The sequence below is a fragment of the Saccharopolyspora erythraea NRRL 2338 genome, assembly GCF_000062885.1.
Classification (GTDB): Bacteria; Actinomycetota; Actinomycetes; order Mycobacteriales; family Pseudonocardiaceae; genus Saccharopolyspora_D; species Saccharopolyspora_D erythraea.
In genome coordinates, this window is the sequence record NC_009142.1 from 292,254 (window position 1) to 315,062 (window position 22,809).

The window sequence follows — 22,809 nt, forward strand, 5'->3', positions numbered from 1 at the left end:
TAACCTCAAGGCCTCCCCGTGCGCGAAATGCCAGGTTAGTCTCACGTCACTCTGAGACCTGAGACACACCGAGGTGCTTTGATGAGTAAAGCTCCGTCGACGCCGCACCGGACATTGCGGCGGCGCGTCGCGACCGCGGGGATCGCCTGCACCATGGCGGTCACGCTTGCGGCCTGCGCCACTTCGCAGCGAGGCGAGAACGCCGGCGGCGAAGGCGGCACCCTGACCTTCGGTGCTGCGGGCGCCCCGGACCTGTTCGACCCCTTCTACGCATCCGACGGCGAGACCTTCCGCGTCACCCGGCAGATCATGGAGGGCCTGGTCGGCTTCGAACCGGGCACCGCCGAGGTCGAACCGGAGCTGGCCAAGAGCTGGGAGTCCACACCGGACGGCAAGACGTGGACGTTCAAGCTCAACGAGGGCGTGAAGTTCCACGACGGCACCGACTTCAACGCCGAGGCCGTCTGCAAGAACTTCGAGCGCTGGTACCACCAGACCGGCGCGGGCCAGAACCAGGCGCTCTCGTACTACTGGATCGAGAACTTCGGTGGGTTCGCCGACGGCCAGACGCCGTCGCTGTACTCCTCCTGCGATTCGCCGGACCCGGCGACCGCGGTGATCCACCTGACGCGCGCGACGTCGAAGTTTCCGGACCTGCTCGGTCTTCCGTCGTTCAGCATGCAGTCGCCGGCCGCGATGGAGCAGTACCAGGCCAACAACGTCCAGGCCCAGGGCGACAGCTTCTCCTACCCCGAGTACGCCAAGGCGCACCCGACGGGCACCGGGCCGTTCAAGTTCAGCGGCTACGACGAGGGCAACCAGACCATCAAGCTGGCCCGCAACGACCAGTACTGGGGCGAGAAGGCCAAGATCGGCGAGCTGATCTTCCGGATCATCCCCGACGAGACCTCGCGCAAGCAGGAGCTGGAAGCCGGCAGCATCGACGGCTACGACTTCCCCAACGCCGCCGACCTGCAGGCGCTGCGCGACGCCGGGCACAACGTGCTGGTGCGCGACCCGTTCAACATCATGTACCTGGGCTTCACCCAGAAGAACAACCCGGCGCTGAACGACCTGCGGGTGCGCCAGGCCATCGCCTACGCGCTGGACCGCGACAACCTGGTCAAGGCCAACATGCCCGAGGGCGCCGAGGTGGCCACCCAGTTCTACCCGGACACCGTCGAGGGATACGCCCCGGACGTGCAGAAGTACCCGCACGACCCGGAGAAGGCCAAGCAGCTGCTCGCCGAGGCAGGGCAGCAGAACCTGACGGTCAACTTCTACTGGCCGACCGAGGTCACCCGGCCCTACATGCCGGACCCCCAGGGCATCTACAACGCGCTGGCCGAGGACCTGCGCGCCGTGGGCATCACGGTGAACCCGGTCAGCAAGCCGTGGAACGGCGGCTACATCGACGACGTCGACAACGCCCGCGCCGACATCTTCCTGCTCGGCTGGACCGGCGACTACAACACGCCGGACAACTACATCGGCACGTTCTTCGGCACGCCGACGAACCGCTTCTACACCGCGGGCGCACCGTGGGGCGAGCAGCTCGCCGCCGAGCTGCGCGCCGCCGACAGCGAGCCCGACGAGGGCAAGCGGCAGGCGATGTACCAGCAGATCAACCGCAAGCTGCTGGCCGAGTACCTGCCCGCGGTCCCGCTGTCGCACTCGCCGCCCGCGCTCGTGCTCAACGAGCGGGTGAAGGGCCTGGTCCCCTCGCCGCTGACGGACGAAGAGTTCGCGACGGTGAGCCTCTCCGAGTGACGTGACGGCGTTGCGCCGACCCGGCTCCGGTCGTGGCGCTGCCGGTTGTGACCGGCAGCGCCACCGGCCTGGACGGGGGCGCGGCGCGCACGTCGCGCACGGACCGACCTTGGGGGACTAGTGCTCCGCTATACGGTTCGACGGCTGGCGCAGCTCGTGCTGGTCGTCGCTGTGCTGTCCGTCCTGCTGTTCGCCTGGCTGCGGGCGCTGCCCGGCGGCCCGGTGTCGGCGCTGCTGGGCGACCGGGCGACGCCCGAGTCCCGCGCGAAGCTCGAGGCGCAGCTCGGCCTGGACCAGCCCATCTTCGTGCAGTACTGGAAGTTCCTGGAGCGCGCCGTCACCGGCGACTTCGGCACCTCCACCGGTGTCCAGCGCGGTGCGCCCGCGCTGGAGGTCTTCCTGGTGCGCTTCCCGGCGACGCTGGAGCTGTCGATCCTGGCGCTGCTGCTGGCGGTCGCGGTCGGCATCCCGCTCGGCTACCTGGCGGCCCGGCGCCGGGGGAGCTGGCTGGACAACCTGAGCATCACGTGGTCGCTGGTGGGCGTCGCGGTTCCGGTGTTCTTCCTGGCGTTCCTGCTGAAGTTCGTCTTCGCCGTCGAGCTCGGCATGCTGCCCGCCTCGGGCCGCCAGGACACCGGGATGGACGCGACGCGGGTGACCGGCTTCTACATCCTCGACGGGTTGCTGACCCGGGAGTGGGACGCGGCGTGGAACGCCTTCGTGCACCTGGTCCTGCCCGCGATCGCGCTGTCGACCATCCCGTTCGCGGTGATCTTCCGGATCACCAGGGCCGCGGTGCTCGACGTGATGGACGACGACTACGTGCGCACGGCGCGGGCGAAGGGCCTGAGCGCGATGGTGATCAGGACCAGGCACATCCTGCACAACGCGATGCTGCCGGTGGTCACCACGGTCGGCCTGCAGACCGGCGCGCTGCTGGCGGGCGCGGTGCTGACCGAGCGGGTGTTCAACATCCCCGGCATCGGGCAGGCGGTCGCGGTCGGCTTCCAGCGCAAGGACTTCCCCGTGCTGCAGGTCGTGATCCTGTCCGCGGCGATGGTGTACGTGCTGGTCAACCTGATCGTCGACCTCTCGTACGCGATGATCGACCCGCGGCTGCGGACGCGGTGAGGGGGCGGACGTGGTGCTGAACACGCGCAAGGCGCGAATCGACGAGCTCGCCGAGAGCACGGCCGACTCCGGGGTGAGCCTCGCCGCGTCGGCGTGGCGGCGGCTGCGGCGCAGCCCGGTCTTCCTGGTCGGCGCGGCGATCATCGGCATCTTCGTGGTGCTGGCCGTCACCGCGCCCTGGCTGGCGCCGCACGACCCGGCGCTGCGGGTCCTGGAGCACCAGGTCTCCCGCGCGACCAACACGATCCCGCCGCCGCAGGACGGGTTCCCGCTCGGCGGCGACCAGTACGGCCGCGACCTGTTCTCCCGGCTGCTGCTCGGTTCGCAGCAGACGCTGCTGGTCGCGGTGCTGGCCACGGTGATCGGCCTCGGCGGCGGTCTGGTCCTCGGTGTCACGGCGGGCGCGTTCGGCGGCTGGGTCGACTCGGTGGTCATGCGGATCGTCGACGTGATGCTTTCGGTGCCGTCGCTGCTGCTGGCCGTCTCGATCGGGGCGCTGTTCGCCAGCCAGACGCAGTTCACCGTGATCCTGGCGGTGGCCATCGTGCAGGTGCCGATCTTCGGACGCCTGCTGCGCGGCACGATGCTGGCGCAGCGCGCGAGCGACCACGTGCTGGCGGCTCGGGCGCTGGGCGTGCGGGAGACCGCGATCGTGTTCCGGCACATGCTGCCCAACGCGCTCGGCCCGGTCGTCGTGCAGGCCACGCTGGTGCTGGCGGTCGCGATCATCGACGCCGCCGCGCTGTCGTTCCTCGGACTCGGTGCCGCCGACGACTCGATCCCGGAGTGGGGCCAGATGCTCGGCGGCGCGCAGACCGTCATCGACTCGCACCCGCAGCTCGCGTTCTGGCCCGCGGGCTGCATCATCCTGGTCGCGCTGGGCTTCACCCTGGTCGGTGAGTCGCTGCGGGACGCGCTGGACCCGAAGAGACGACGCTGAGGACCTCGAGGACGAACATGGCGCTGCTGGAAGTCCGCGACCTCTCGGTGGTCTTCGCCCGCAAGGGCGAGCCGCCGGTGACCGCCGTGGACGGGATCTCCTTCGACGTCGAACCCGGGCGCACCGTCGGCCTGGTCGGCGAGTCCGGGTGCGGCAAGTCGGTCACCTCGCTCGCGATCATGGGACTGCTCCCGCCGCGCGGCGCGGAGGTCTCGGGCTCGATCACCTTCGACGGCACCGAGCTGCTCGGCCTGTCCCGCCAGGAGCTGGACAAGCGGCGCGGCCGGGACCTGAGCATGGTGTTCCAGGACCCGCTGACCTCGCTGAACCCGGTGGTCTCCATCGGCGTGCAGGTGGCCGAGGTCATCGAGCGGCATCGCGGTCTGCCCCGCAAGAAGGCCATGCCGGAGGCCGAGGAGCTGCTGGCCAAGGTCGGCATCCCGGACCCGCGCCGGAGGCTGCGGGAGTACCCGCACCAGCTCTCCGGCGGCATGCGGCAGCGGGCGCTGATCGCGATGGCGCTGGCGTGCCGGCCGCGGCTGCTGATCGCCGACGAGCCGACGACCGCCCTGGACGTCACCATCCAGGCGCAGATCCTGAACCTGCTGACCAAGCTGGTCGCCGAGACCGACACCGCGCTGATCATGATCACCCACGACCTGGGCGTGGTCGCCGGGCTCTGCGACGAGGTGAACGTGCTCTACGCGGGCCGGGTCGTGGAGCGTGCGGCCCGCCACGAGCTGTTCGCCCGGCCCCGGCACCCGTACACGGCGGGCCTGCTGTCGTCGATCCCCCGGCTCGACGCGACCAGGGGGCAGAAGCTCACCCCGATCAGGGGCTCGATCAGCGACAACATCCCGTGGGACGCGGGTTGCGCGTTCTGCCCCCGCTGCCCGAACGCGCTGGAGGTCTGCCAGCAGCAGACCCCGGAGGTCAGTGTGGACGTGGGGGCGCGCTTGCTGCGCTGCCACAACCCGGTGCGGGAATCGTCTTCCATGGAGGTCTCGTGAGCAACGCTTGTTCTACTGCTCGCGGGGCCGACCGGGTGCGGGTGTCCCGCAAGACGCAGGAGGTCTCGTGAGGGGCTTTTCCGCGAGCACGGCGACCACGACGACCTCGGGGGAGAGGGCATGACCGAGCAGCTCCTGGTGGAGGTCGACGACCTCGCGGTGCACTTCCCGATCAAGCGCGGGGTGGTGCTCGACCGCACGGTCGGCTACGTCTACGCCGTCGACGGGGTGTCGCTGCGCGTCCGCAAGGGCGAGACATACGGCCTGGTCGGCGAGTCGGGCTGCGGCAAGTCGACGCTCGGGCGCGCGCTGCTGCGCCTGGAGAAGCCGACCGGCGGCCGGGTGGTCTTCGACGGCACCGACCTGTCGGCGATGAAGGGCGAACGGCTGCGCCGTATGCGCCGTCGCATGCAGATGGTGTTCCAGGACCCGCTCGCCTCGCTCGACCCGCGGCAGTCGGTGGAGTCGCTGCTGGTCGAGGGGATACGCGCGCACGGTCTGGACAAGGGCCGCGAGTCCACGGCGAAGCGCCTGCGCGAGCTGCTCAGCGCGGTGGGGCTGCCGTCGACGTCGCTGCGCAAGTACCCGCACGAGTTCTCCGGCGGGCAGCGCCAGCGCATCGGCATCGCACGCGCGCTGGCGGTCGGCCCCGACCTGCTGGTCGCCGACGAGCCGGTGTCGGCGCTCGACGTCTCGGTGCAGGCGCAGGTGCTCAACCTGCTGGAGGACCTGCAGGACGAGTTCGGCCTGACCTACCTGGTGATCGCGCACGACCTCGCGGTCGTCCGCCACATCGCCGACCGGATCGGGGTGATGTACCTGGGCGGGATCGTGGAGGAGTCGGAGTCCGACGACCTCTACACCGAGCCCCTGCACCCCTACACGCGCGCGCTGCTGTCGGCGGTCCCGGTGCCGGACCCGGTCGTGGAGGACCAGCGGGAGCAGATCCTGCTCTCCGGTGACCTGCCCTCGCCGGCCGCGCCGCCGACGGGGTGCCGCTTCCACACCCGCTGCCCGTGGAAGCAGCAGACTCGCTGCGACACCGAACGCCCGGTGCTGCGCGAGATCTCCCCCGGTCACCGGGTGGCCTGCCACTACGCCGAGGAGATCCGCAGCGGCGCTATCGCCAAGCACGACGTCGAGGCCGAGGCGGTCGCGCCGGACGACTTCGGTGGCATCGCCGTCGGCTCCACCTCGCCGGCCTCGACCACCGAGGCGCTCGGCTGAGGAGCGCCTTCTCCGATGTCGGGTGGTTGCGCCGCTCGGCGATCGGTCGACACGATGGGGTCATGGGTTTCAAGCTGCGCAAGAGCTTCCGGATCGGCCCGCTGGTGCTGCACGTCACCCAGCGCGGCCTTTCCTCGTGGGGTCTGAAGGTCGGCCGCTGGTCGTGGAACGCCAAGACCCGCAAGCACACCTTCGACACCCCTGGACCGGGCTACTGGCAGTCGAAGTAGCGGCGAGCAGGCGGTTTCGCACACCGCCCGCCGTCGTCACCTCGCCGGCGTGAGCACCGGTTCCGGTTCCGGGAGCTCGACGGGCTTGCCGCGCCGGATGCTGCCGAGCAGCACCCCGCCCACCACGACGGCGCCCGCGACCAGCTCGAACGGGTCTGGCTGCTCGTTCAGCACCAGCCATGCCGAGGTGAACCCGACGACCGGCACCAGCAGGGTGAACGGCGCGACGGAGCTGGCCGGGTTGCGACCCATGAGCGCCGTCCAGACCCCCGAGCCGATCACCGTGGCGAAGACGATGATGTAGGCGAGCCCGCACAGCGCGTAGAGGCCGGTCTGCGTGGTGAACGACGTCCAGACCGCCTGCCAGCCCACCACCGGGCCCTCGACGAACGCCGACAGCGCGAACATCGGCAGCGGCGGCACGACCGACATCCACAGCGCCAGGTGCAGCGGGTTCTGCGGGTTCGCCTTGCGGTTGCACAGGTTTCCGAACGCCCAGCCCAGCGCGCCGAGCAGGGTCAGCACGACCGGCAGCAGCGCGGCGTCCTGCGCCCGGTTCCAGCCGATCGCGACCATGCCGAGCACCGCGATCGCGATTCCCAGACCCTGCAACGCGTTCAGCCGCTCTCGCAGCAGCAGCGCGCCGAGGATCACGGTGAACGGCGCGGAAGCCTGGAGCACCAGCGACGCCAGTCCCGTCGGCATCCCGACCTCGATCGCGACGAAGAGGAACGCGAACTGCAGCGTCCCGAAGCCGAGGCCGTAGCCGACCAGCCACTGCCACCGCACCTTCGGCCGCGGCACGAACAGGATCGTGGGCAGGGCGATCAGCGCGAAGCGCAGTCCGCCGAAGAACAGCGGCGGGAAGTGCTGAAGGCCGAAGTCGATAGCGATGAAGTTGACGCCCCACAGCAGGACGACGAACAGGGCCAACAACCGGTCTCTGGCAGTCACGCACTCGATGGTGAGCGCCGCTCACTATGAAGCACAAGCGATATAATCTGCAATATCGCTGTAGTATTCCTTCATGGATGTTCGGAGGCTGAGACTGCTGCGCGAGCTCGCCGACCGGGGCACCGTCACCGCGGTCGCGAAGGCGCTGGCCTACACACCGTCGGCGGTGTCGCAGCAGCTCCGCGCGTTGCAGGCCGAGGTCGGCGTCACCCTCACCGAACCGGCCGGGCGAGGTCTCCGGCTCACCGACGCGGGCCGGGCGCTGGCGGCCCGGGCCGACGAGGTGCTCGCGGTGCTCGACCGCGCCGAGGCCGAGCTGAACACCTACCGCTCCACGCCGCGCGGGACGGTGCGCGTGGCCCTGTTCCCCTCCGGCGCGCTGCTGTTGCTGCCCGGACTGCTGCGTCGGATGTCGGCGATCCGCGAGGTCTCGCTGGAGTGCCGGGACGTCGACATGACCCCGCCGGAGGTGCAGGCGCTGGTCGCCGACTTCGACATCGTGGTGGCCCACCGCGACGACCAGGCGCAGCCGTTCGACAGCGAGCGGATGGAGATCACGCCGCTGCTGCGCGAGCCCCTCGACGTCGCCCTCCCTCGCGGCCACCCGCTCGCGAGCCGGGATCGCGTCGAGCTGACGGAGCTGGCAGGCGAGCCTTGGGTGAGCGTGGACATCGGGTTCCCGGTCGACGACGTCCTGCGCTCGCTGGCGGTGCGCACCGGCACACGACCCAAGGTCGTGCAGCGCATCAACGACTTCCGCGTGATCGAGGCGCTGGTCGCCGACGGGTTCGGCGTGGCGCTGCTGCCGAGGTACACGGTCGACGATCCGCGCCTGGTGCTGCGCCCGCTCGCGGGCGTGCGCGCGGGCCGCAACGTGGAGGCGGTCTCCCGCCGGGGCGCGTCGGAACGGCCCGCGGTCCGGGCGGTCTTCGACGCCCTGCTGGCCGAAGCGGCGAGCGTGACGGGGTAGTCGGGTGCTACGCGGTTGACGGGCCGGGCGCGTCCGATCCGGTGGCCGACCGGTCGCCGCGCGGCAGGGTGAGGGTGAAGACGGCACCGCCGTCGTTGTGCACGGTGATCCGCCCACCGTGCACGAGGGCGTTCTGCTGGGCGATTGCCATGCCCAGGCCGCTGCCGTCGGTCGCGCTGCGCGCCCGGTCGCCCCGAACGAAGCGGTCGAACAGGATCCGCGTCAACTCCTCCGGCACGCCCGGACCCGAGTCCGCGACGCGCAGGACGACCTGCCCGGGATCGGTGCCGTCGATCGCAACGGTGACCGGCTCCGCACCGTGGTGCACGGCGTTGGCCAGCAGGTTGCAGACGATCGTGTGCAGCCTGCGCGGGTCGCCGACGAGCGTGGTGTCCGCCGTGGCGTCCAGCCGCACGTCGGCATCGCACGTGACCAGCTCGATCGCCTCGCGCACCAGCTCCCGCAGGTCGACGCCCTCCGGCCGCAGCTCGGCGGCGCCGGAGTCGAAGCGGGAGATCTCCAGCAGATCGTCCACCAGCCTCGCCAGCCGGCGGGCCTGCGTGGAGACCAGCGCGACCGCCCGGGAACGCGACTCCGGGTCCGGGTGCTCCAGGCTGTCGGCCGCCGCGACCAGCGAGGCGGTCGGGGTGCGCAGGTCGTGGGCGACGTCGGCGACGAACCGCTGCTGCTGGCGGTCCTTGACCCGCAGCTCCTCGATCGAGTCGCCGAGCCGCTGCGCCATCGTGTTGAACGCGCTGGTGAGCTCGGCGATCTCGTCCTTGCCGCGAACCGGGAGCCGGGTGTCGAAAGCGCCCTCGCCGATCCGGTGCGCGGCGGCGGCGACCTTGCGGACCGGCCGCTGGACGCTCGCCGCCGCCAGCAGCGCCAGCACCACGCCGAGCGCCGAAACCCCGAGCGCCACCACCGCGAGCGCGTTGCGCAGCTGCGACAGCTCGGAGTGCAGCGGCTGCATGTCGTAGAACTCCACGAGAACCAGGTCGGGACCGACCCGCGAAGCGAAGGCCAGCAGCTGCCCACCGCCCTCGACCGGCACCGTCTCGGTGGTCGTGCCACCGGTGCGGGCCCTGGCCACCAGACCGGCGGTGCGGTTCACCCACGGCGTGGTGGTGGCGACGAACGCCGGCTCGGGGAAACCCTCGAACCGCAACGACGACGCGTCCACGTGCTCCGGCCTGAGCTGCGGACCGTAGTAGTAGTCGGGTCCTTCCAGCAGCCACACCGGTCCCGGCGCCGGCCCGTTGGCGCTGGGCATGAAGTCGACGACCGACCAGTGCAGGCCCTTGCGTCCGATCATGTAGTCGGCGACCGTCTTGATCCGGTCCTTCGGCTCGGCGGCGGTGCGGTACCTGGCCTGCGCCTGGCTGAGGTCCGACAGGAACCCGGCGCTGGCGGCCGCGTTGAACCGGTCGGTCGTGCCCGTGGCCTGCAGCCGGTACGCCGCGAACGCCATCGCGACCGTCGCCGTGGTGGTGACCACCATGAGGGCGACGACGATCCGCATCCGCAGCCCGAGGCGCGGACGCCTCACGGCCGCTCCCACCGGTAGCCGAGACCTCGCACGGTGCGCAGCAGGACGGGGTGCGCGGGGTCCTCCTCGATCTTCGCGCGGAGCCTGGCCACCGCGGCGTCGACCATGCGGGAGTCACCGACGTAGCCGTAGTCCCAGACCTGTTTGAGCAGCACCTGCCTGCTGAGCACCTGCCCGGGGTGGTCGGCGAACTCCAGCAGCAGGCGCAGTTCGGTGGCGGTGAGCTGGAGCTCCTCGCCGTTGCGGGTGACGGTCATCGCCAGCGGGTCGATCTCCAGCGAGCCGAAGCGCATGCCGGGCCGGGAACCGGCCGGGGAGGGCGCCGACCGGCGCAGCACGGCTTTCATCCTGGCGTCGAGCACGCGCGGTTCGGTGGGCTTGACCACGTAGTCGTCGGCGCCGTGCTCCAGGCCGACGACCACGTCGACCGGGTCGCCGCGGGCGGTAAGCAGGATCAGCGGCACCGTGCTCGCCGCGCGGATGCGGCGGCAGACCTCGAAACCGTCGATGCCGGGCAGCATGACGTCGAGCAGCACCACGTCGGTCGCCGCGTCGTCGGACATCAGCCCCAGCGCCTGCTCGCCGGACGCCGCGACCCGCACGTCGTGGCCGAGGCCGCCCAGCGCCAGTGCCAGGGCCTCGGCCAGCGCGTTGTCGTCCTCCACCAGCAAAACCCTCGACATGGGGTCGGACGCTAGCCCAGCCGGGTGCGGCCCAGCGGCCCCGGTCCGCACCTGTCAGCAAATCGCGACCAAGCCGCGCTCGGCTCAGCGGTCGAAGCGCCCCGCCTTGATGCCGGTGATGAAGGCCGACCACTGCGGGGCGGTGGTGGTGAAGTACCCGGCGGCCCGGTCCTTGGTGTCGCGGACGGCGGCGCCGTCAGCCGCCCGGCCGACCTCGACGCACGCGGACTTCTGGCCGGATCGGCTGGACTTGCGCCACCCCGTGGGCGTGTCGATCATTCGATGTCCTCCATTTCCTCGACGCACGAGGCGATGAGTTCCGCCGAGGCGGCTGGGCTCAGTGCCGCTTCCCGGAGGGCGTCAACCGCATCGACATAATCTTTCACGTCTGCGGTGTCGTACAAGAAGGCGCTCGACCTGTAGTGCTGCAGGTTGACGATCGGCGCCGCTTTGGGGAACCGGAACAAGATGAACGCGCCCTCCAACACCAAGCTCCATCGCTGCAAGGTCGTCGGGAGGACCCGGACCGACACGTTCGGCAGCTCAGCGAACTTGAGCAAGTGCGACAACTGGTCGGCCATGACCTCATGGCCGCCGATCGGCATCCGGAGCACGTGCTCGGCGATGAAGGCTTCGAAATCAACCGGTCGTCGCCGGGTAAGCACATCCCGGCGTCCCACTCGCAGAGTCACGAACGGTTCCATCTCGGCAGCAGGAAGATCGGCCATGATCGCCCGCGCGTAGTCGCTGGTTTGCAGCAGGCCGGGCACGATCATGGGAGCGACTTCAGCGATGTGCGTTGCGGTGCGTTCGAACTCGATGAGTGTCGTCAGCTCGTTGTGCCCGCCCGCCGCCCCGGTGGAGAGCCAGTTCGGCTGCGCGGCGTCGCGGGCCATCTCGATGAGCTTCTCCCGCAGTTCCCCGCCTTCTCCGAGCGCGGTGACGATGCTCGCTACGTCTTCCGGTGTAGGGATCCGGTCGCCGGTTTCGTAGCGTGACATCGACGCATTGGAGATCGTTACCAGCCTGGCCAGTTCACGTTGGCTGATTCCGTGCGACTGCCGGAGTTCTCGCAGTTCCGCGCCGAGAGCGCGAGCTTTTGGAGTTCTTCCGGTGTTTCCACCCATGAAGCGATCCTAGCTGGGCATTCGTGTCCAGTGGATCACGCGGATGGGGAGTTTTGCAGTGTTACCGAGAGCCCGAAAATTGTTGTAACACGCGCAGAACGGCATGGAGGTTGCGATGTTCGCCGATGAAGGCAGCGCCCGGTGCGGCACCGTCCTCCCGACCGCGTACCGCTCCGACGTCGTGTTCTGGATCGTCCCCGTGGGCGAGGACGTCCGTCACGGCACGACGACCCGGCCGGGTGCGCTGCCCGCCGGGTCCGAGGTTCTCGTGCTGTGCGCTCGCCGCTTCAAGCTGCCGACATCGACGCCGTGGCCGGACGTGCCGAAGACGAAATCCGTCACGCGGCAGTGCGAGGACTGCGTGGCCGAGTACGAGCGGTTGGGACGCCCCGCCACCGTCTGGGACTTCTGACGTCGCAGTCCAGCCGGGTCCTTCGCTAACGCGGTCCGTTGTCCCTGGCCCAGCGGCAGATCGCCGCGACCTCCTCGGCGTGGGTCGGCAGCGTGTCGTCGACGATGCCGAGGACCGGGATGTGGCCCTCGCGCGATGTGTCCGGCGGCCGGGGCACGAATCCCTTCTCGTGCACGCCGGTGCTGCCCGGCCCCGGCGTTCCTTCCGCCAGGTGCCCAGTCGTGCGCGCGTAGCGGGTGAGCACGCGCGGCTTGCGGATGTCGCGGTCGGTGCCGAACCAGTGCTGGCCGAGCGGGAACAGCGCCGACAGCGCGTCCCACCAGCCCTCCACCGCGAGCAGCAGGTCGGGGTGGCGCTGGAGGAGCTCGGCCCTGAGCAGGCGGCAGCCGTCCATGACGTCGTAGCGCGGGTCGTTGAACCAGTAGCCGAGGGTGTCCAGGAACGCCGCGTCGACACCGAACTCGCGCACCATCGCCGAGATCGACTCCACGAGGTGCGCGCGGAAACCGGGTTCGCCGGGGTTGAGGAAGACCTGGTTGCCCTCGCCGACGCGGTCGGTGTCCCAGTCCGGGCGGTTGAGCAGCTCGACGTAGCGGTTGGTGTCGTTGCGCAGCACCGCGTCTTCCCACTTCGGGTACTGCTTCACGTTCGCGCCGTGTCCGCCGAACATCGGCATCAGCCGCACGCCCAGCTCCCGCGCGGTGCCGGCCAGCGCCGCGAATCCCTCGTCGCCGCCGAGGTCGGGACCGGGCCGGTACTGCGGATACGCGTAGTAGTAGCGGCCTTCCCAGCCGGGCAGGTACGCCAGCACCCGGTGGCCCTCGATGTGCTGGGTGACGAACCGCAGAGCCTCTTCCATCTGCGGGAACGTGTTGAACACGTAGCCGGTCCAGTGCTGGCCGTGCAGGGTCACGACCAGCGCGACGCGGCGCATCCAGTCCGGGACGTCGGGCCGGGTCTCCCACGGCCGCAGGCCGTGCGCCTTCTCCGCGAACGCCAGGTGGTCGTCGAGGTCCTGGTCGGCGACGGCGCTGCTGGCCCGGACCCGCAGCCGGACCGGCGGCACGCGGTAGGTCTGCGAGCGGTCGTCGGCCGAGGTCACGTGCACGACCTCGACGATGGGCAGCGGCGAGTACTGCGGGTGCCGCACGTGCACGATCTGCCGCCGCACCCGCGGGTCGCGGATGCTCAGCGTCGAGCACTCGGCCTCGTCGCCCACCGCCAGCCACGCCGTCGCCATGTCCGGCCCGGGGTACTCGAGCTGGATGCGGTGGCCGTTGACGCCGTGCGCCCAGCCGCGGCCGGTGTTCGGCGTCCACCACCCGGCGCGGAGCTGCTCCGGCGGCAGACCGCGCAGCATCAGCTTCACGGCCTTCACGGCCTCGGTGTGGCGGACCTTGATCGACCACTCCAGCACGCCATCGCGGTTGACGACCTCGGCGTCGACGACGCCCGCGTCGACGGTGGTCTGCTGCCCGAACAGCGCGAAGCGGTCGCTGTGCACGGTGACGCGGTCGGTCTCGTGGACGTAGGCGCAGCCCGCGTGGATGGCGTAGCCGTTGTCCTCGGTGAACACCTGGACGCCCCACTCGACGCCGTAGGTGCCGGGCGCGGGGAAGTAGGGGTCCTTCGGGTCGAAGCTCAGATCGGTGTCGATGAAGCCCACGCCGATTCCTCCCCCGCGAGTTCAGCCGCGTTGTCCAGGAGTGCGGCGAGGTCGTCGGCCTCGTCCGGTTCGAAGACCAGGATCTGGGCCGGCGGCACCACCACGGCCACCCGGTCACCCATGACCAGGACGGTCACCCTGCGATTCTCGGCTGCGGGGTTGGTGCACGGTATCCGCCAACGGAGCTGTTCCATCGGGTCCTCGGTGGGCCACATCTCCACTCCAGCGGGTCGATCCGTGCAGCGTCTCGGGGATTGACTGAACCGTGCGGACGGCACCGCGTTCAAGCTGACTACACCTAACGGGTGGAGGTGCGCTTCACGGCGCGGAGGAGGCGGAAGCGTGGCGTAGCGCGGATGAGACACCCAAAACCGGCACGCGCGGTGCGCTGCGGCAATACCGGAACGGCTGACTTGACTCGCCGCGGTTCGAGAGCCGCTCGCCGGATCTCGTGTGCTGCTGCTCGCCGCGGATCGGAGGTGCTGCCCGTCTCGAGGGCCGCTCGACGCGGATCGCGGGTGGGAAAGCGACCGGACCCCGACGGTCCCCGAAACCTGCTCCGGCCGCTCCCCCGTTACCCGTATCCCCAGGGGCGTCGCTGAATCTGCATGCCGCACATCGCGACGTGCCCTGAAGTGTGAAGGTGGCGGAGGAGCCGGCACTACCATCTTTGGTCGAGTGAGTTCGTCGAGTCGGACGGTTCAGTTCCGTAATTCGGGGGCCGGCGCGCGCGAATTTCCGGTGGTGGCGCGGAAAAACCGGACGAACCGTCGGCGTGGAAGATCCGCGCAAGGCCGAGTGAGCAGTGTCACATTCGTGCGAGCGCGCGCACGAAATGGCCGATCGGCCGAGGCGGAGTGGCCGGACGCACGGTGGGATCGGGTTTGGCATCCGTACCCTGGCGGCAGTTCGCTGTCCGCCGACCGGGCGACGGCGCGGAATCGGTATCAATTGGGCGAAACGGGCAAAATGCATGATTGAGTGGCTGGAGTCGATCCCGCCCGTCGCGATCTACCTGGCGGTCGGGCTGATCATCGGGCTGGAGAGCGTGGGCATCCCGCTCCCCGGCGAGATCCTGCTCGTCTCCGCCAGCGTCGCCGCGTCGCAGGGGATGGTGAACCCGGTCCTGCTCGGCTGCATCGCCGCCACCGGCGCGATCATCGGCGACTCGGTCGGCTACGCGGTCGGCAAGAAGTACGGGCGGGGGCTGCTGACCCGCCTCGGCCGCCGCATGCCCAAGCACTTCGGCCCGAAGCGGATCGCCGCCGCCGAGCGCGCGTTCGACCGCTGGGGCGCGTGGGCCGTCTTCGGCGGCCGGTTCGTCGCGCTCCTGCGCATCCTCGCCGGACCGCTGGCGGGCATCCTCGGCATGCAGTACCGCAAGTTCCTGCTGGCCAACGCCACCGGCGGCATCGCGTGGGCGGGCACCGTCACCACCGTCGCGTACCTGTTCGGCGTGGTCGCCGAGCACTGGATCAAGCGGTTCTCGTGGGTCGCGCTGCTCATCACCGTCCTGATCGGCGTGGCGATCACGCTCTACGTCCGCCACCGCACCGAGCGCGCCGTCGAAGCCGAGGAGGCCGCAGAGGCCGACGGCGCCGCGGACGCCGCATCCCCGGAAGAGGCCGCGGAGGCTCTCAGCGGGACGGAGAAGGCCTAGCAAGAGAGGCCCGCCCCTGGTCGCCCAAAGCCCATCGAGCCGCCCACGGGCTCCGGCCTCGGAAGCCGACGACTGCGTCCCCGGCCATCAAGCGCTGCCTGCCCGGATGCCGAACGCTGACTTGACTGCCCTGACGCGAAAACGGCCGGTCGCGCCGTCCGAGCTGGACGGGCGACCGGCCGTTCGGTCTCAATGCCGGGTGCGGTCAGCGGCCGGCGCGGTTGACCGCCGAGACGATGGCGTGCAGCGAAGCCTTCACCGTCGAGCTGTCGATGGCCACGCCCCACAGGACGTCGTCGCCGACCGCGCACTCCAGGTAGGCCGCGGCGAGGGCGTCGTCACCGGCGGTCAGGGCGTGCTCGCTGTAGTCCATGACCCGCACGTCGAAGCCGACCGTGCTCAGCGCGTCGACGAACGCCGCGATCGGGCCGTTGCCGCTGCCGGTGATCTCGCGCTCGTCGCCGTCCACGACCACCGTCGCGGTGATCGTCTCGTCGCCCGCCTCGCCGTCGAGGCGCTGGCGCACCAGCTCCAGCGGCGTACGCGCCCCCAGGTACTCGTCGGAGAAAACCGCCCACATCTGGTCCGGCGTGACCTCGCCGCCCTCGGAGTCGGTACGCGCCTGCACCAGCTTGGAGAACTCGATCTGCATCTTGCGGGGCAGGTCGAGCTGGTGCTCGGTCTTCATGATGTAGGCGACGCCGCCCTTGCCGGACTGCGAGTTCACCCGGATCACGGCCTCGTAGCTGCGGCCGACGTCCTTCGGGTCGATCGGCAGGTACGGGACCTCCCACGGGTGCGCGTCGACCTCGGCGCCCGCCTTGGCGGCCTCCTCGCGCAGCGCGTTCAGGCCCTTGTTGATGGCGTCCTGGTGGCTGCCGGAGAACGCCGTGTAGACCAGCTCGCCGCCCCACGGGTGCCGCTCGTGCACCGGCAGCTGGTTGCAGTGCTCGACGGTGCGCTTGATGTAGTCCAGGTCGGAGAAGTCGATCTGCGGGTCGATGCCCTGGCTGAACAGGTTCATGCCCAGCGCGACCAGGTCGACGTTGCCGGTGCGCTCGCCGTTGCCGAACAGGCAGCCCTCGATGCGGTCCGCGCCCGCCTGGTAGCCCAGCTCCGCGGCGGCGATACCGGTACCGCGGTCGTTGTGCGGGTGCAGCGACAGCAGCACCGAGTCGCGGCGGGACAGGTTGCGGTGCATCCACTCGATCGAGTCGGCGTAGACGTTGGGGGTCGCCATCTCGACGGTGGCGGGCAGGTTCAGGATGACCGGCCGCTCGGGCGTCGGCTGCCAGATCTCGGTGACCGCGTCGCAGACCTCGGCCGCGTACGACAGCTCGGTGCCGGTGTAGGACTCCGGCGAGTACTGGAAGCGGAAGTCGGTGTCGGGGTACTTGCCCGCGAACTCCAGGGCCATCTCCGCGCCCATGGTGGCGATCTTCTTGATGCCCTCGCGCTCCTCGCGGAACACCACGCGGCGCTGGAGGATCGAGGTGGAGTTGTAGATGTGCACGACCGCCTTCGCCGCGCCCTCCAGCGAGGCGAAGGTGCGCTCGATCAGCTCCGGGCGGCACTGGGTGAGCACCTGGATGCGCACGTCGTCGGGTACCGCGCCGTCCTCGATGATCTCGCGGACGAAGTCGAAGTCGGTCTGGCTGGCCGCCGGGAAGCCGACCTCGATCTCCTTGAAGCCCATCCGGACCAGCAGGTCGAACATCCGCCGCTTGCGGGCGGGCGACATCGGGTCGATCAGCGCCTGGTTGCCGTCGCGCAGGTCGACCGCGCACCACAGCGGGGCGCGGGTGATCCGGTTGTCCGGCCAGGTGCGGTCGGGCAGCGAGACGTCCTCGACCAGCTCGTGGAACGGGCGGTAGCGGTGGAACGGCATCGAGCTGCCGAGCTGCGGGTTCCAGGGCTGCTGGTCGGCCGGCGCCGGGCGCGAGGGCTTGCGGACGCGGTTGGAGATCGGGGTCTGAGGTTCAGGGGGAATGCTCATCGCGGGGAAAACTCCTGCTCTGTTCGCTGCCGCGGGGTTCTGCGGATACCGGGGCTCCATCGGTTGCCGACCGGCGCGTTCATACCCCGCGACGAGGGGCCGGTCTGATCAGACCCCGTCGCGGCGGCGAAGCAGGAGAACGCGTGCCACGGACCCAGGCTAACCGCAACCGTGGGCCGGTGTGCAAGCCGTCGTCCCAGATGGTGGGCACCGGACCGCCGCGAGCTGCGGTGTTCAGCACGCGGGTGTGACCGGGCAGACTGGGATCATGGCTGCCAAGAGAGGTCGGTCCGGTGTCGCGACGCTGATCAACGGCGCCGGTTTCGTGATCGCCGCGATGCTGGTGCTGCACATCGTCTTCGTCCTGACGGGGTTCCCGACGGAGAACGGGCTCGCCGGTTCGGTGCGGCAGGCCGCGGAGCCGCTCGCGCTGTTCTTCCCGGGCATGGTCGACGCGGGCGACGAGGTCCTGCAGGTGATGGCCGACTTCGGGCTCGCGGCGGTGTTCTGGGTGCTGGTCACCGGCCTCCTGGCCCGCGTGTTCGGCTGAGCGCCTGTCTTTGAACTCGCCTGCGGGGGCGGTGTCGGTGGCGGAACCTCAGGCGTCCTCTGGCTGCGGGATCTTTTTCTCACGTATCACGCATACGCCGCGAAAAAGCTGTCCTCGCCAGAGGACGCCTGAGAACCCGCGGCGGTGCCGGTTGCGTGGGTGGGCCAAGCGGCTACGCCGCTTCACAGGCAAAAGGCGGCCTCTGAGGCGGCGGACCGCCCGCGCGCGGGGCTACCGACGGGTAGGTGCGGCGTGCAACACTCCGGGCATGTCCGAGAGTGATTCCGCGGCCGGCACCCACGAGGTCGGTGGCGGTCGTCGGCGCAGGCACCGGTCGTTCGACGCCGCGCGTGCGCGCGTCCGGGTGGCGGGCGCGCTGATCGCGGTCGTCCGGTGGATCGGCACGCTGGCGGCGGCTCTGCTCGCGCTGCACGTGGTGCTGACGCTCGGCGGCGCGAACCCGGACAACAGCATCGCGCGGTTCGTCGCGGACTGGGCGCAGCCGCTGGCGCTGGGCTTCTCCGACCTGTTCGTGCCGCAGGACCCGCAGCTGGCGATCCTGCTCAACTACGGCATCGCGGCGCTGTTCTGGCTGGTCGCGACCTCCATCGCGGTCCGCATCCTGCGACTGATCGCCCGCTGAGCCAGGGGCGCGGATTGGGCGAGTTCAGCTACCGCGCCGACGACGGAGTGCTCCTGCACGCGACCGCCGTCGGTACCGGGCCCGCGGTCGTCCTGCTCCACGGCGGAGGACCGGACCACCGCAGCCTGCTGCCGCTCGCCCGCCTCCTCGCCGACCGCAACGCGGTGGTCGTGCCCGACGTGCGCGGTTACGGCCGGTCGGTCTGCGCCGACCCCGCCAGGCACACCTGGGCCAGGTACGCCGACGACGTGGTCGACCTGCTCGACCACATCGGCGTCGACCGCGCGGTGGTCGGCGGCACCGGTCTCGGCGCGACCGTCGCCATGAGGACCGCTGCCGCCCACGCGGACAGGGTTGCGGGCACCGTCCTCATCAGCGTCGAGGACATCGAGGACGACGAGGCGAAACGCGCCGAGACCGCCTTCATGGACGCCTTCGCCGAGCGCGTGCGGACCGAGGGGATCGAGGCGCGGCCTGGGAGCCGATCCTGCCCGCGCTCGCACCGGTCATCGGCGAGCTGGTCCGGGACGCCATACCGCGCTCGGACCCAGCGAGCGTCGCGGCCGCCGCGGCGATCGGACGCGACCGGTCGTTCCGCACCGTGGAGGAGGTCTCCGCGGTCACCGCGCCGACGCTGGTCTTCCCCGGGATCGACGAGCGCCACCCGACCGCGCTCGCGGCAAGGCTGGTCGAGGTCATGCCCCGGGCGAGGCTGGTGCCGACGGCGTTCTCCGCCGGCCTCCGCACGGCCGACGACCTCGCCGCGGCGGTCGCGCCCGCCATCTCGGAGTTCCTGGCCGACCTGCACCGGTGACCCGCACCGGGGCCTCAGCTCTCGCGGTCGAGCTGCTCCAACACCTCGCGGACGACCTCGGCGGCCTCCCAAACGTCGATGTAGCGCAGCCACGACGGCGCGAAGCTGAAGCGCAGCAGGTCCGGGTCGACGAAGTCGACCACGACGCCCCTGGCGAACAGCTCGGCCACGACGAGCTGGGCACGCGGGTGGCGCAGGCTCACCTGCGGACCGCGCCGCCTGCCGCGTCTGGGCGGCACGATCTCGACACCGGGCGCGCGCAGCAGCCGGTCGACGAACAGCGAGACCAGCCCGCCCGTCTTGGCCTCCAGCTCGGCGCCGGACACCCCGTCCAGCATCGACAGGCCGTGGCGCAGCTCCGACAGCGCCAGCGTCGACGGCGCGCCGCTGAAGCCCGATGCCGCCTGGCTGAGCACGCCGTCGCAGCCGCGGTCGCGCCCGCCCAGCTCCCGCTGGTGGCGTTCGGCGACGAACCAGTAGGCCGGGGCGCCGGGGCCGCCGCCGAGGTAGCGGTGGCCGCAGCCGACGGCGAGGTCGGCGTTCCAGGCGTGCAGGTCGACGTCGAGCGCACCGGCCGACTCGCTGAGCTCCCAGAGCACCAGCACGCCCTGCTCGTGCAGGGCGGCCGTCGTGGCCACCGGGTCGCGCACCGCGCCGGAGCGGACGTCGGTGTGCGACAGCGCCACCACCGCCACCCGGTCGAACGGCAGCTCCGCCAGGTCGTCGAAGAGCAGCAACTCGGTGCCGGTGTAGGCGGCCGCGGAGCGGGCGAGGTAGTGGTCGCTGGCGAAGCAGTCGCGGCCGACGGCCAGCGCGGAGTGCTCCGGGCGCAGCCGGGAGGCCGCCACCAGCGCCTTGAACAGGTTGACCGACGTCGTCTCGGCCACGGTCAGCTCGCACTCGCCGGCCCCGATGAGGCGGGCCAGCTTCGCGGCGCACGTGCGCGCCTCAAGCTCCCAGTCCGGGGCGAAGCGGCGTGCGCAGCTCTCCATCCAGCGGTGTTCGGCGAACTTGCGGAGCCGGGCGCTGGTCCTGCTCGGAGCCGCGCCGCCGCTGTTGCCGTCGAGCCGGATCAGCCCCGGCGGCAGCTCGTAGCGCACGCGCAGACCCGCGAGGGCATCGGCACTGTCGAGTGCCGTCGCGGCAGGTCGCGTGCTCGTCCACACGAGTGAAGTATTACTCCATTACCCTACGGTAAGTATCCATTTCACCATCTTGGTTCAAGACTCAAATGAATTCATGGTGCGTTCGGAGCCGCTTGACTGGCCCGTTCGGCATGATCGCGGCTCGGCCACCAGGCAGAGCCGGGGGTGTGATCGACACTCCCGGTGCACGGGATCAGAAGAGCGCCTTGCCCCAGGTGTCGGTGAACACCAGCTCGGACAGCGGCTTGCGGGCGCGCGGCGCGGCCTCCTTGGCCTGCAGCCGTTCCGGCAGCTCCGCGGGCGAGCCGTAGCCGCCGACCGCGATGGCCACCATCGGCTCGAAGTCGCCCGGGATCGCGAACTCCGCTCGCGCCGCGTCGCGGTCGAAACCGGCCATCTGGTGCGCGACCAGCCCCTCCGCCACGGCCTGCAGCACCAGGTTCTGGCTGGCCAGCCCCAGGCCGTACTCGCCGTAGGGCATCGGCTCGCCCTCGTCGCCGACCACCCGCGCCACGCCGATGGCCAGCGCCGCCGCGGGTTCGGTCCAGCCCCGGTTGCCGCGCGAGAGCGTGGCGTGGATGCGGTCGAAGGTGTCCTCGCCCCGCCTGCCCGCGATGTAGCGCGCCGGCTGCGTGTTGCCCCACGAGGGGGCCCAGCGCGCGGCCTCGAACAGGGCGGTGAACTGCTCGTCGGTCAGCTCGACCGCCGGGTCCAGCGCCCGCGGGCTCCAGCGCTCGGCGATCAGCGGGTGCAGGGGGACCGAGGAGTCCGCGGGCTTGGCCGCCCCCTCGGCAGCGATGGGGCTCGCGGGCTCGCCGGTGCGGGCGTGCGCGCGTTCGTCAGCGGTCATCGAGCGCCTCCCGATGTCACATCGCGTAGGGCCATGCGGTCAGAGAGTAGGCCCCGAACCAGGACCCGAAGCAGACCAGCAGCACCGCCGTGCAGACCGCCGTCGTCGTCCGCCGGTTGGCCAGTCCGATGGCCACCGGTACCAGCAGCGGGAACGCCGGCAGCATCAGCCGGACCTTGGAGTACATCAGCCCGTCCGAGCCGAGGTCGAGCACCAGCACCGCCGCGGCGAACAGCACCAGCGGCCACGGCATCCGGTAGCGCAGGCACAGCACGAACAGCACCAGCGCGGCCAGCACTATCCAGGCGGTGAAGGTCTCCAGCACCGACTTGTCGGCGGTCAGCGTCTCGACGACGAACTCCGTGGTCCGCACGCCGCCGTCGAAGGCCGACGACCAGCCGCGCTGCTGGAGCTCGAAGTAGCCGCCGAGCTTGCCGGTCTGCAAGCCGACCCAGCCCACGTAGGCGAGCATGCCGATCGGCGCCAGCAGCATCGCCAGCAGCGGCCGCCACAGCTCCCGCCGCCGGACGATGGCGATCAGCGCCGCCAGCCCGACCACCGCGATCAGCGCGGCCGCGGTCGGCCGCACCAGCCCGGCCGCCGCGCAGCACAGGCCGGCCAGCAGCCACTTGCGCTCGACGACACCGATCAGCGCCCAGATGGACAGCGCGCAGAACAGCGCCTCCGAGTACGCCATGGACAGCACGACCGACATCGGCGCCGCCGCGAACAGCACCACCAGCAGCAGCCCGGTCCCCTCCGAACCGCCGATCCGCTTCCCGAGCCGGGCCAGGCCGTAGGCGGCCACCACGCCGCACAGCAGGCTCACCGTGATCGCCGCGCCGAGCGCGCTCACGCCCGGGAGCAGGCCGAACAGCCGCACCAGCAGCGGGTAGCCGGGGAAGAACGCCAGCGGTGTCTCCGGGTAGCGGTTGCCGAACCCGTCGACCATGCCCGGGTCGACCCCGCCGTAGTCGTGCTCGGCGATCTCCAGGTACCACTCGCCGTCCCAGGCGCCGAGGTTGTCGGAGAGAGATTCGTCATTGGCCGCCGACAGCCACGCCAGCACCAGCAGGCCGAAGAAACGGATTGCGAGGTAAACCACACCCGGGGCCACCAGGAGCAGTCCGCGGCGGTGTTCGCGCAGCGCCTCCCGGACCGCGGCCAGCCGGTGGTCACCGGGACGTTTCTGCTGGTTGCGGACTGTCTCCGCGGTGTTGCACCGCTGCGGGTCCAAGGCTCCCGGAGAGGTGGGCACCGCGCGCCTCCGAACTTGTCGACAAAACGGCCTCCCAGGCTAGTCCCACGTTGCCGGAGTAGGGCGGGGCGGTAACGATTCGGTAGGCTGTACCGGCAGCGGAGCGACCTGGTAGAGGCCGCTTCGGCCGTTCGGGCCGAGCTGCTCTCCACGGGTCGCGGGGTACCTCCGGCACCGGTCACGGCCGGTTTCGGCGGCGCTCTTCGTCCATCCGGCGTCAGTGC

General features: G+C 70.7%; 23 protein-coding genes and 1 pseudogene. 13 read left to right on the forward strand and 11 right to left on the reverse strand.

Annotated features, from left to right (window positions below):
* Positions 1–81 precede the first annotated feature (81 nt).
* The 6 genes from SACE_RS01270 to SACE_RS35980 all read left to right on the forward strand — a co-directional run bounded on the left by SACE_RS01270 (position 82) and on the right by SACE_RS35980 (position 6,308).
* Positions 82–1,770, forward strand: a complete 1,689-nt coding sequence (locus SACE_RS01270) for an ABC transporter substrate-binding protein (RefSeq protein ID WP_044547085.1) — start codon at positions 82–84, stop codon at positions 1,768–1,770.
* A 120-nt stretch (positions 1,771–1,890) separates the two neighbouring features.
* Positions 1,891–2,901, forward strand: coding sequence for an ABC transporter permease (locus SACE_RS01275; protein WP_009946996.1), 1,011 nt, complete (start codon positions 1,891–1,893; stop codon positions 2,899–2,901).
* Between the two features lie 10 nt (positions 2,902–2,911).
* Positions 2,912–3,841 carry an ABC transporter permease gene (locus tag SACE_RS01280; protein ID WP_009946995.1) on the forward strand — a complete coding sequence of 310 codons (930 nt, stop codon included), beginning with the start codon at positions 2,912–2,914 and terminating at the stop codon, positions 3,839–3,841.
* A gap of 17 nt (positions 3,842–3,858) precedes the next feature.
* Positions 3,859–4,851, forward strand: coding sequence for an ABC transporter ATP-binding protein (locus SACE_RS01285; protein WP_009946994.1), 993 nt, complete (start codon positions 3,859–3,861; stop codon positions 4,849–4,851).
* A 120-nt stretch (positions 4,852–4,971) separates the two neighbouring features.
* Entirely contained in the window at positions 4,972–6,078 is a 1,107-nt protein-coding gene (locus SACE_RS01290) for an ABC transporter ATP-binding protein (RefSeq protein WP_009946993.1), read from the forward strand.
* A 62-nt stretch (positions 6,079–6,140) separates the two neighbouring features.
* The gene (locus SACE_RS35980) at positions 6,141–6,308 is read left to right on the forward strand and encodes a DUF4236 domain-containing protein (protein WP_009946992.1); all 168 of its coding nucleotides are present in this window, start codon (positions 6,141–6,143) and stop codon (positions 6,306–6,308) included.
* A 36-nt stretch (positions 6,309–6,344) separates the two neighbouring features.
* Here the strand turns inward: SACE_RS35980 and SACE_RS01295 are convergent, their stop codons facing one another.
* Positions 6,345–7,262 carry an EamA family transporter gene (locus tag SACE_RS01295; RefSeq protein WP_029621642.1) on the reverse strand — a complete coding sequence of 306 codons (918 nt, stop codon included), beginning with the start codon at positions 7,260–7,262 and terminating at the stop codon, positions 6,345–6,347.
* A 73-nt stretch (positions 7,263–7,335) separates the two neighbouring features.
* Between SACE_RS01295 and SACE_RS01300 the strand changes: the two genes are divergently transcribed.
* The gene (locus SACE_RS01300; RefSeq protein WP_009946989.1) at positions 7,336–8,232 is read left to right on the forward strand and encodes a LysR family transcriptional regulator; all 897 of its coding nucleotides are present in this window, start codon (positions 7,336–7,338) and stop codon (positions 8,230–8,232) included.
* Between the two features lie 7 nt (positions 8,233–8,239).
* Here the strand turns inward: SACE_RS01300 and SACE_RS01305 are convergent, their stop codons facing one another.
* From SACE_RS01305 to SACE_RS01320, 4 genes are all read right to left on the reverse strand, one after another.
* On the reverse strand, positions 8,240–9,781 hold the full coding sequence (locus tag SACE_RS01305) for a HAMP domain-containing sensor histidine kinase (RefSeq protein WP_037302777.1): 1,542 nt from the start codon (positions 9,779–9,781) through the stop codon (positions 8,240–8,242).
* A complete protein-coding gene (locus SACE_RS01310) occupies positions 9,778–10,464 on the reverse strand; it encodes a response regulator transcription factor (RefSeq protein WP_029621641.1) in 687 nt (228 codons plus the stop codon). The genes SACE_RS01305 and SACE_RS01310 overlap by 4 nt, the downstream gene beginning before the upstream one ends.
* An 84-nt stretch (positions 10,465–10,548) precedes the next feature.
* Positions 10,549–10,743: a DUF397 domain-containing protein gene (locus SACE_RS01315; RefSeq protein ID WP_009946986.1), complete on the reverse strand. Its 195-nt coding sequence runs from the start codon at positions 10,741–10,743 to the stop codon at positions 10,549–10,551.
* A complete protein-coding gene (locus SACE_RS01320) occupies positions 10,740–11,591 on the reverse strand; it encodes a helix-turn-helix domain-containing protein (protein ID WP_011872998.1) in 852 nt (283 codons plus the stop codon). Before SACE_RS01320 ends, SACE_RS01315 begins: the two co-directional genes overlap by 4 nt.
* A gap of 115 nt (positions 11,592–11,706) precedes the next feature.
* Between SACE_RS01320 and SACE_RS01325 the strand changes: the two genes are divergently transcribed.
* Positions 11,707–12,003, forward strand: a complete 297-nt coding sequence (locus SACE_RS01325; RefSeq protein ID WP_009946984.1) for a hypothetical protein — start codon at positions 11,707–11,709, stop codon at positions 12,001–12,003.
* A gap of 25 nt (positions 12,004–12,028) precedes the next feature.
* Here the strand turns inward: SACE_RS01325 and SACE_RS01330 are convergent, their stop codons facing one another.
* Positions 12,029–13,669, reverse strand: a complete 1,641-nt coding sequence (locus tag SACE_RS01330) for an alpha-amylase family protein (RefSeq protein ID WP_009946983.1) — start codon at positions 13,667–13,669, stop codon at positions 12,029–12,031.
* Positions 13,645–13,806, reverse strand: a complete 162-nt coding sequence (locus SACE_RS01335) for a hypothetical protein (RefSeq protein WP_011872999.1) — start codon at positions 13,804–13,806, stop codon at positions 13,645–13,647. The genes SACE_RS01330 and SACE_RS01335 overlap by 25 nt, the downstream gene beginning before the upstream one ends.
* An 836-nt stretch (positions 13,807–14,642) precedes the next feature.
* Between SACE_RS01335 and SACE_RS01340 the strand changes: the two genes are divergently transcribed.
* Complete coding sequence (locus SACE_RS01340; RefSeq protein ID WP_009946981.1) at positions 14,643–15,329, forward strand: DedA family protein; 687 nt, start codon at positions 14,643–14,645, stop codon at positions 15,327–15,329.
* 205 nt (positions 15,330–15,534) lie between these two features.
* Here SACE_RS01340 and leuA read toward each other — a convergent pair whose 3' ends face one another.
* Positions 15,535–17,325 carry a 2-isopropylmalate synthase gene (leuA, locus tag SACE_RS01345; RefSeq protein ID WP_011873000.1) on the reverse strand — a complete coding sequence of 597 codons (1,791 nt, stop codon included), beginning with the start codon at positions 17,323–17,325 and terminating at the stop codon, positions 15,535–15,537.
* 268 nt (positions 17,326–17,593) lie between these two features.
* Between leuA and SACE_RS01350 the strand changes: the two genes are divergently transcribed.
* The 4 genes and pseudogenes from SACE_RS01350 to SACE_RS38965 all read left to right on the forward strand — a co-directional run bounded on the left by SACE_RS01350 (position 17,594) and on the right by SACE_RS38965 (position 19,332).
* A complete protein-coding gene (locus tag SACE_RS01350) occupies positions 17,594–17,875 on the forward strand; it encodes a hypothetical protein (protein ID WP_011873001.1) in 282 nt (93 codons plus the stop codon).
* Between the two features lie 268 nt (positions 17,876–18,143).
* Positions 18,144–18,518 carry a hypothetical protein gene (locus tag SACE_RS01355; RefSeq protein ID WP_009946978.1) on the forward strand — a complete coding sequence of 125 codons (375 nt, stop codon included), beginning with the start codon at positions 18,144–18,146 and terminating at the stop codon, positions 18,516–18,518.
* A 47-nt stretch (positions 18,519–18,565) separates the two neighbouring features.
* A pseudogene (locus SACE_RS40030) lies at positions 18,566–18,934 on the forward strand (alpha/beta fold hydrolase); the annotation flags it as partial.
* Positions 18,935–19,119: 185 nt separating this feature from the next.
* Positions 19,120–19,332, forward strand: a complete 213-nt coding sequence (locus SACE_RS38965) for a hypothetical protein (RefSeq protein ID WP_011873003.1) — start codon at positions 19,120–19,122, stop codon at positions 19,330–19,332.
* A 14-nt stretch (positions 19,333–19,346) separates the two neighbouring features.
* Here the strand turns inward: SACE_RS38965 and SACE_RS01365 are convergent, their stop codons facing one another.
* From SACE_RS01365 to SACE_RS01375, 3 genes are all read right to left on the reverse strand, one after another.
* Positions 19,347–20,498, reverse strand: a complete 1,152-nt coding sequence (locus tag SACE_RS01365; protein ID WP_011873004.1) for an aminotransferase class V-fold PLP-dependent enzyme — start codon at positions 20,496–20,498, stop codon at positions 19,347–19,349.
* 172 nt (positions 20,499–20,670) lie between these two features.
* Positions 20,671–21,327, reverse strand: a complete 657-nt coding sequence (locus tag SACE_RS01370; RefSeq protein ID WP_009946973.1) for a nitroreductase family protein — start codon at positions 21,325–21,327, stop codon at positions 20,671–20,673.
* A 16-nt stretch (positions 21,328–21,343) separates the two neighbouring features.
* The gene (locus SACE_RS01375; RefSeq protein ID WP_231849902.1) at positions 21,344–22,585 is read right to left on the reverse strand and encodes a mannosyltransferase family protein; all 1,242 of its coding nucleotides are present in this window, start codon (positions 22,583–22,585) and stop codon (positions 21,344–21,346) included.
* Between the last annotated feature and the right edge of the window lie 224 nt (positions 22,586–22,809).

Excerpts from the sequence above, each read along its gene's own strand:
- SACE_RS01285 (WP_009946994.1), top strand. The coding sequence starts at position 3,859 with ATGGCGCTGCTGGAAGTCCGCGACCTCTCGGTGGTCTTCGCCCGCAAG.
- SACE_RS01340 (WP_009946981.1), top strand. The coding sequence starts at position 14,643 with ATGATTGAGTGGCTGGAGTCGATCCCGCCCGTCGCGATCTACCTGGCG.
- SACE_RS01290 (WP_009946993.1), top strand. The coding sequence starts at position 4,972 with ATGACCGAGCAGCTCCTGGTGGAGGTCGACGACCTCGCGGTGCACTTC.
- SACE_RS01270 (WP_044547085.1), top strand. The coding sequence starts at position 82 with ATGAGTAAAGCTCCGTCGACGCCGCACCGGACATTGCGGCGGCGCGTC.
- SACE_RS01350 (WP_011873001.1), top strand. The coding sequence starts at position 17,594 with ATGGCTGCCAAGAGAGGTCGGTCCGGTGTCGCGACGCTGATCAACGGC.
- SACE_RS01355 (WP_009946978.1), top strand. The coding sequence starts at position 18,144 with ATGTCCGAGAGTGATTCCGCGGCCGGCACCCACGAGGTCGGTGGCGGT.
- SACE_RS01370 (WP_009946973.1), bottom strand. The coding sequence starts at position 21,327 with ATGACCGCTGACGAACGCGCGCACGCCCGCACCGGCGAGCCCGCGAGC.
- leuA (WP_011873000.1), bottom strand. The coding sequence starts at position 17,325 with ATGAGCATTCCCCCTGAACCTCAGACCCCGATCTCCAACCGCGTCCGC.
- SACE_RS01315 (WP_009946986.1), bottom strand. The coding sequence starts at position 10,743 with ATGATCGACACGCCCACGGGGTGGCGCAAGTCCAGCCGATCCGGCCAG.
- SACE_RS35980 (WP_009946992.1), top strand. The coding sequence starts at position 6,141 with ATGGGTTTCAAGCTGCGCAAGAGCTTCCGGATCGGCCCGCTGGTGCTG.
- SACE_RS01300 (WP_009946989.1), top strand. The coding sequence starts at position 7,336 with ATGGATGTTCGGAGGCTGAGACTGCTGCGCGAGCTCGCCGACCGGGGC.
- SACE_RS01320 (WP_011872998.1), bottom strand. The coding sequence starts at position 11,591 with ATGGGTGGAAACACCGGAAGAACTCCAAAAGCTCGCGCTCTCGGCGCG.
- SACE_RS01325 (WP_009946984.1), top strand. The coding sequence starts at position 11,707 with ATGTTCGCCGATGAAGGCAGCGCCCGGTGCGGCACCGTCCTCCCGACC.
- SACE_RS01310 (WP_029621641.1), bottom strand. The coding sequence starts at position 10,464 with ATGTCGAGGGTTTTGCTGGTGGAGGACGACAACGCGCTGGCCGAGGCC.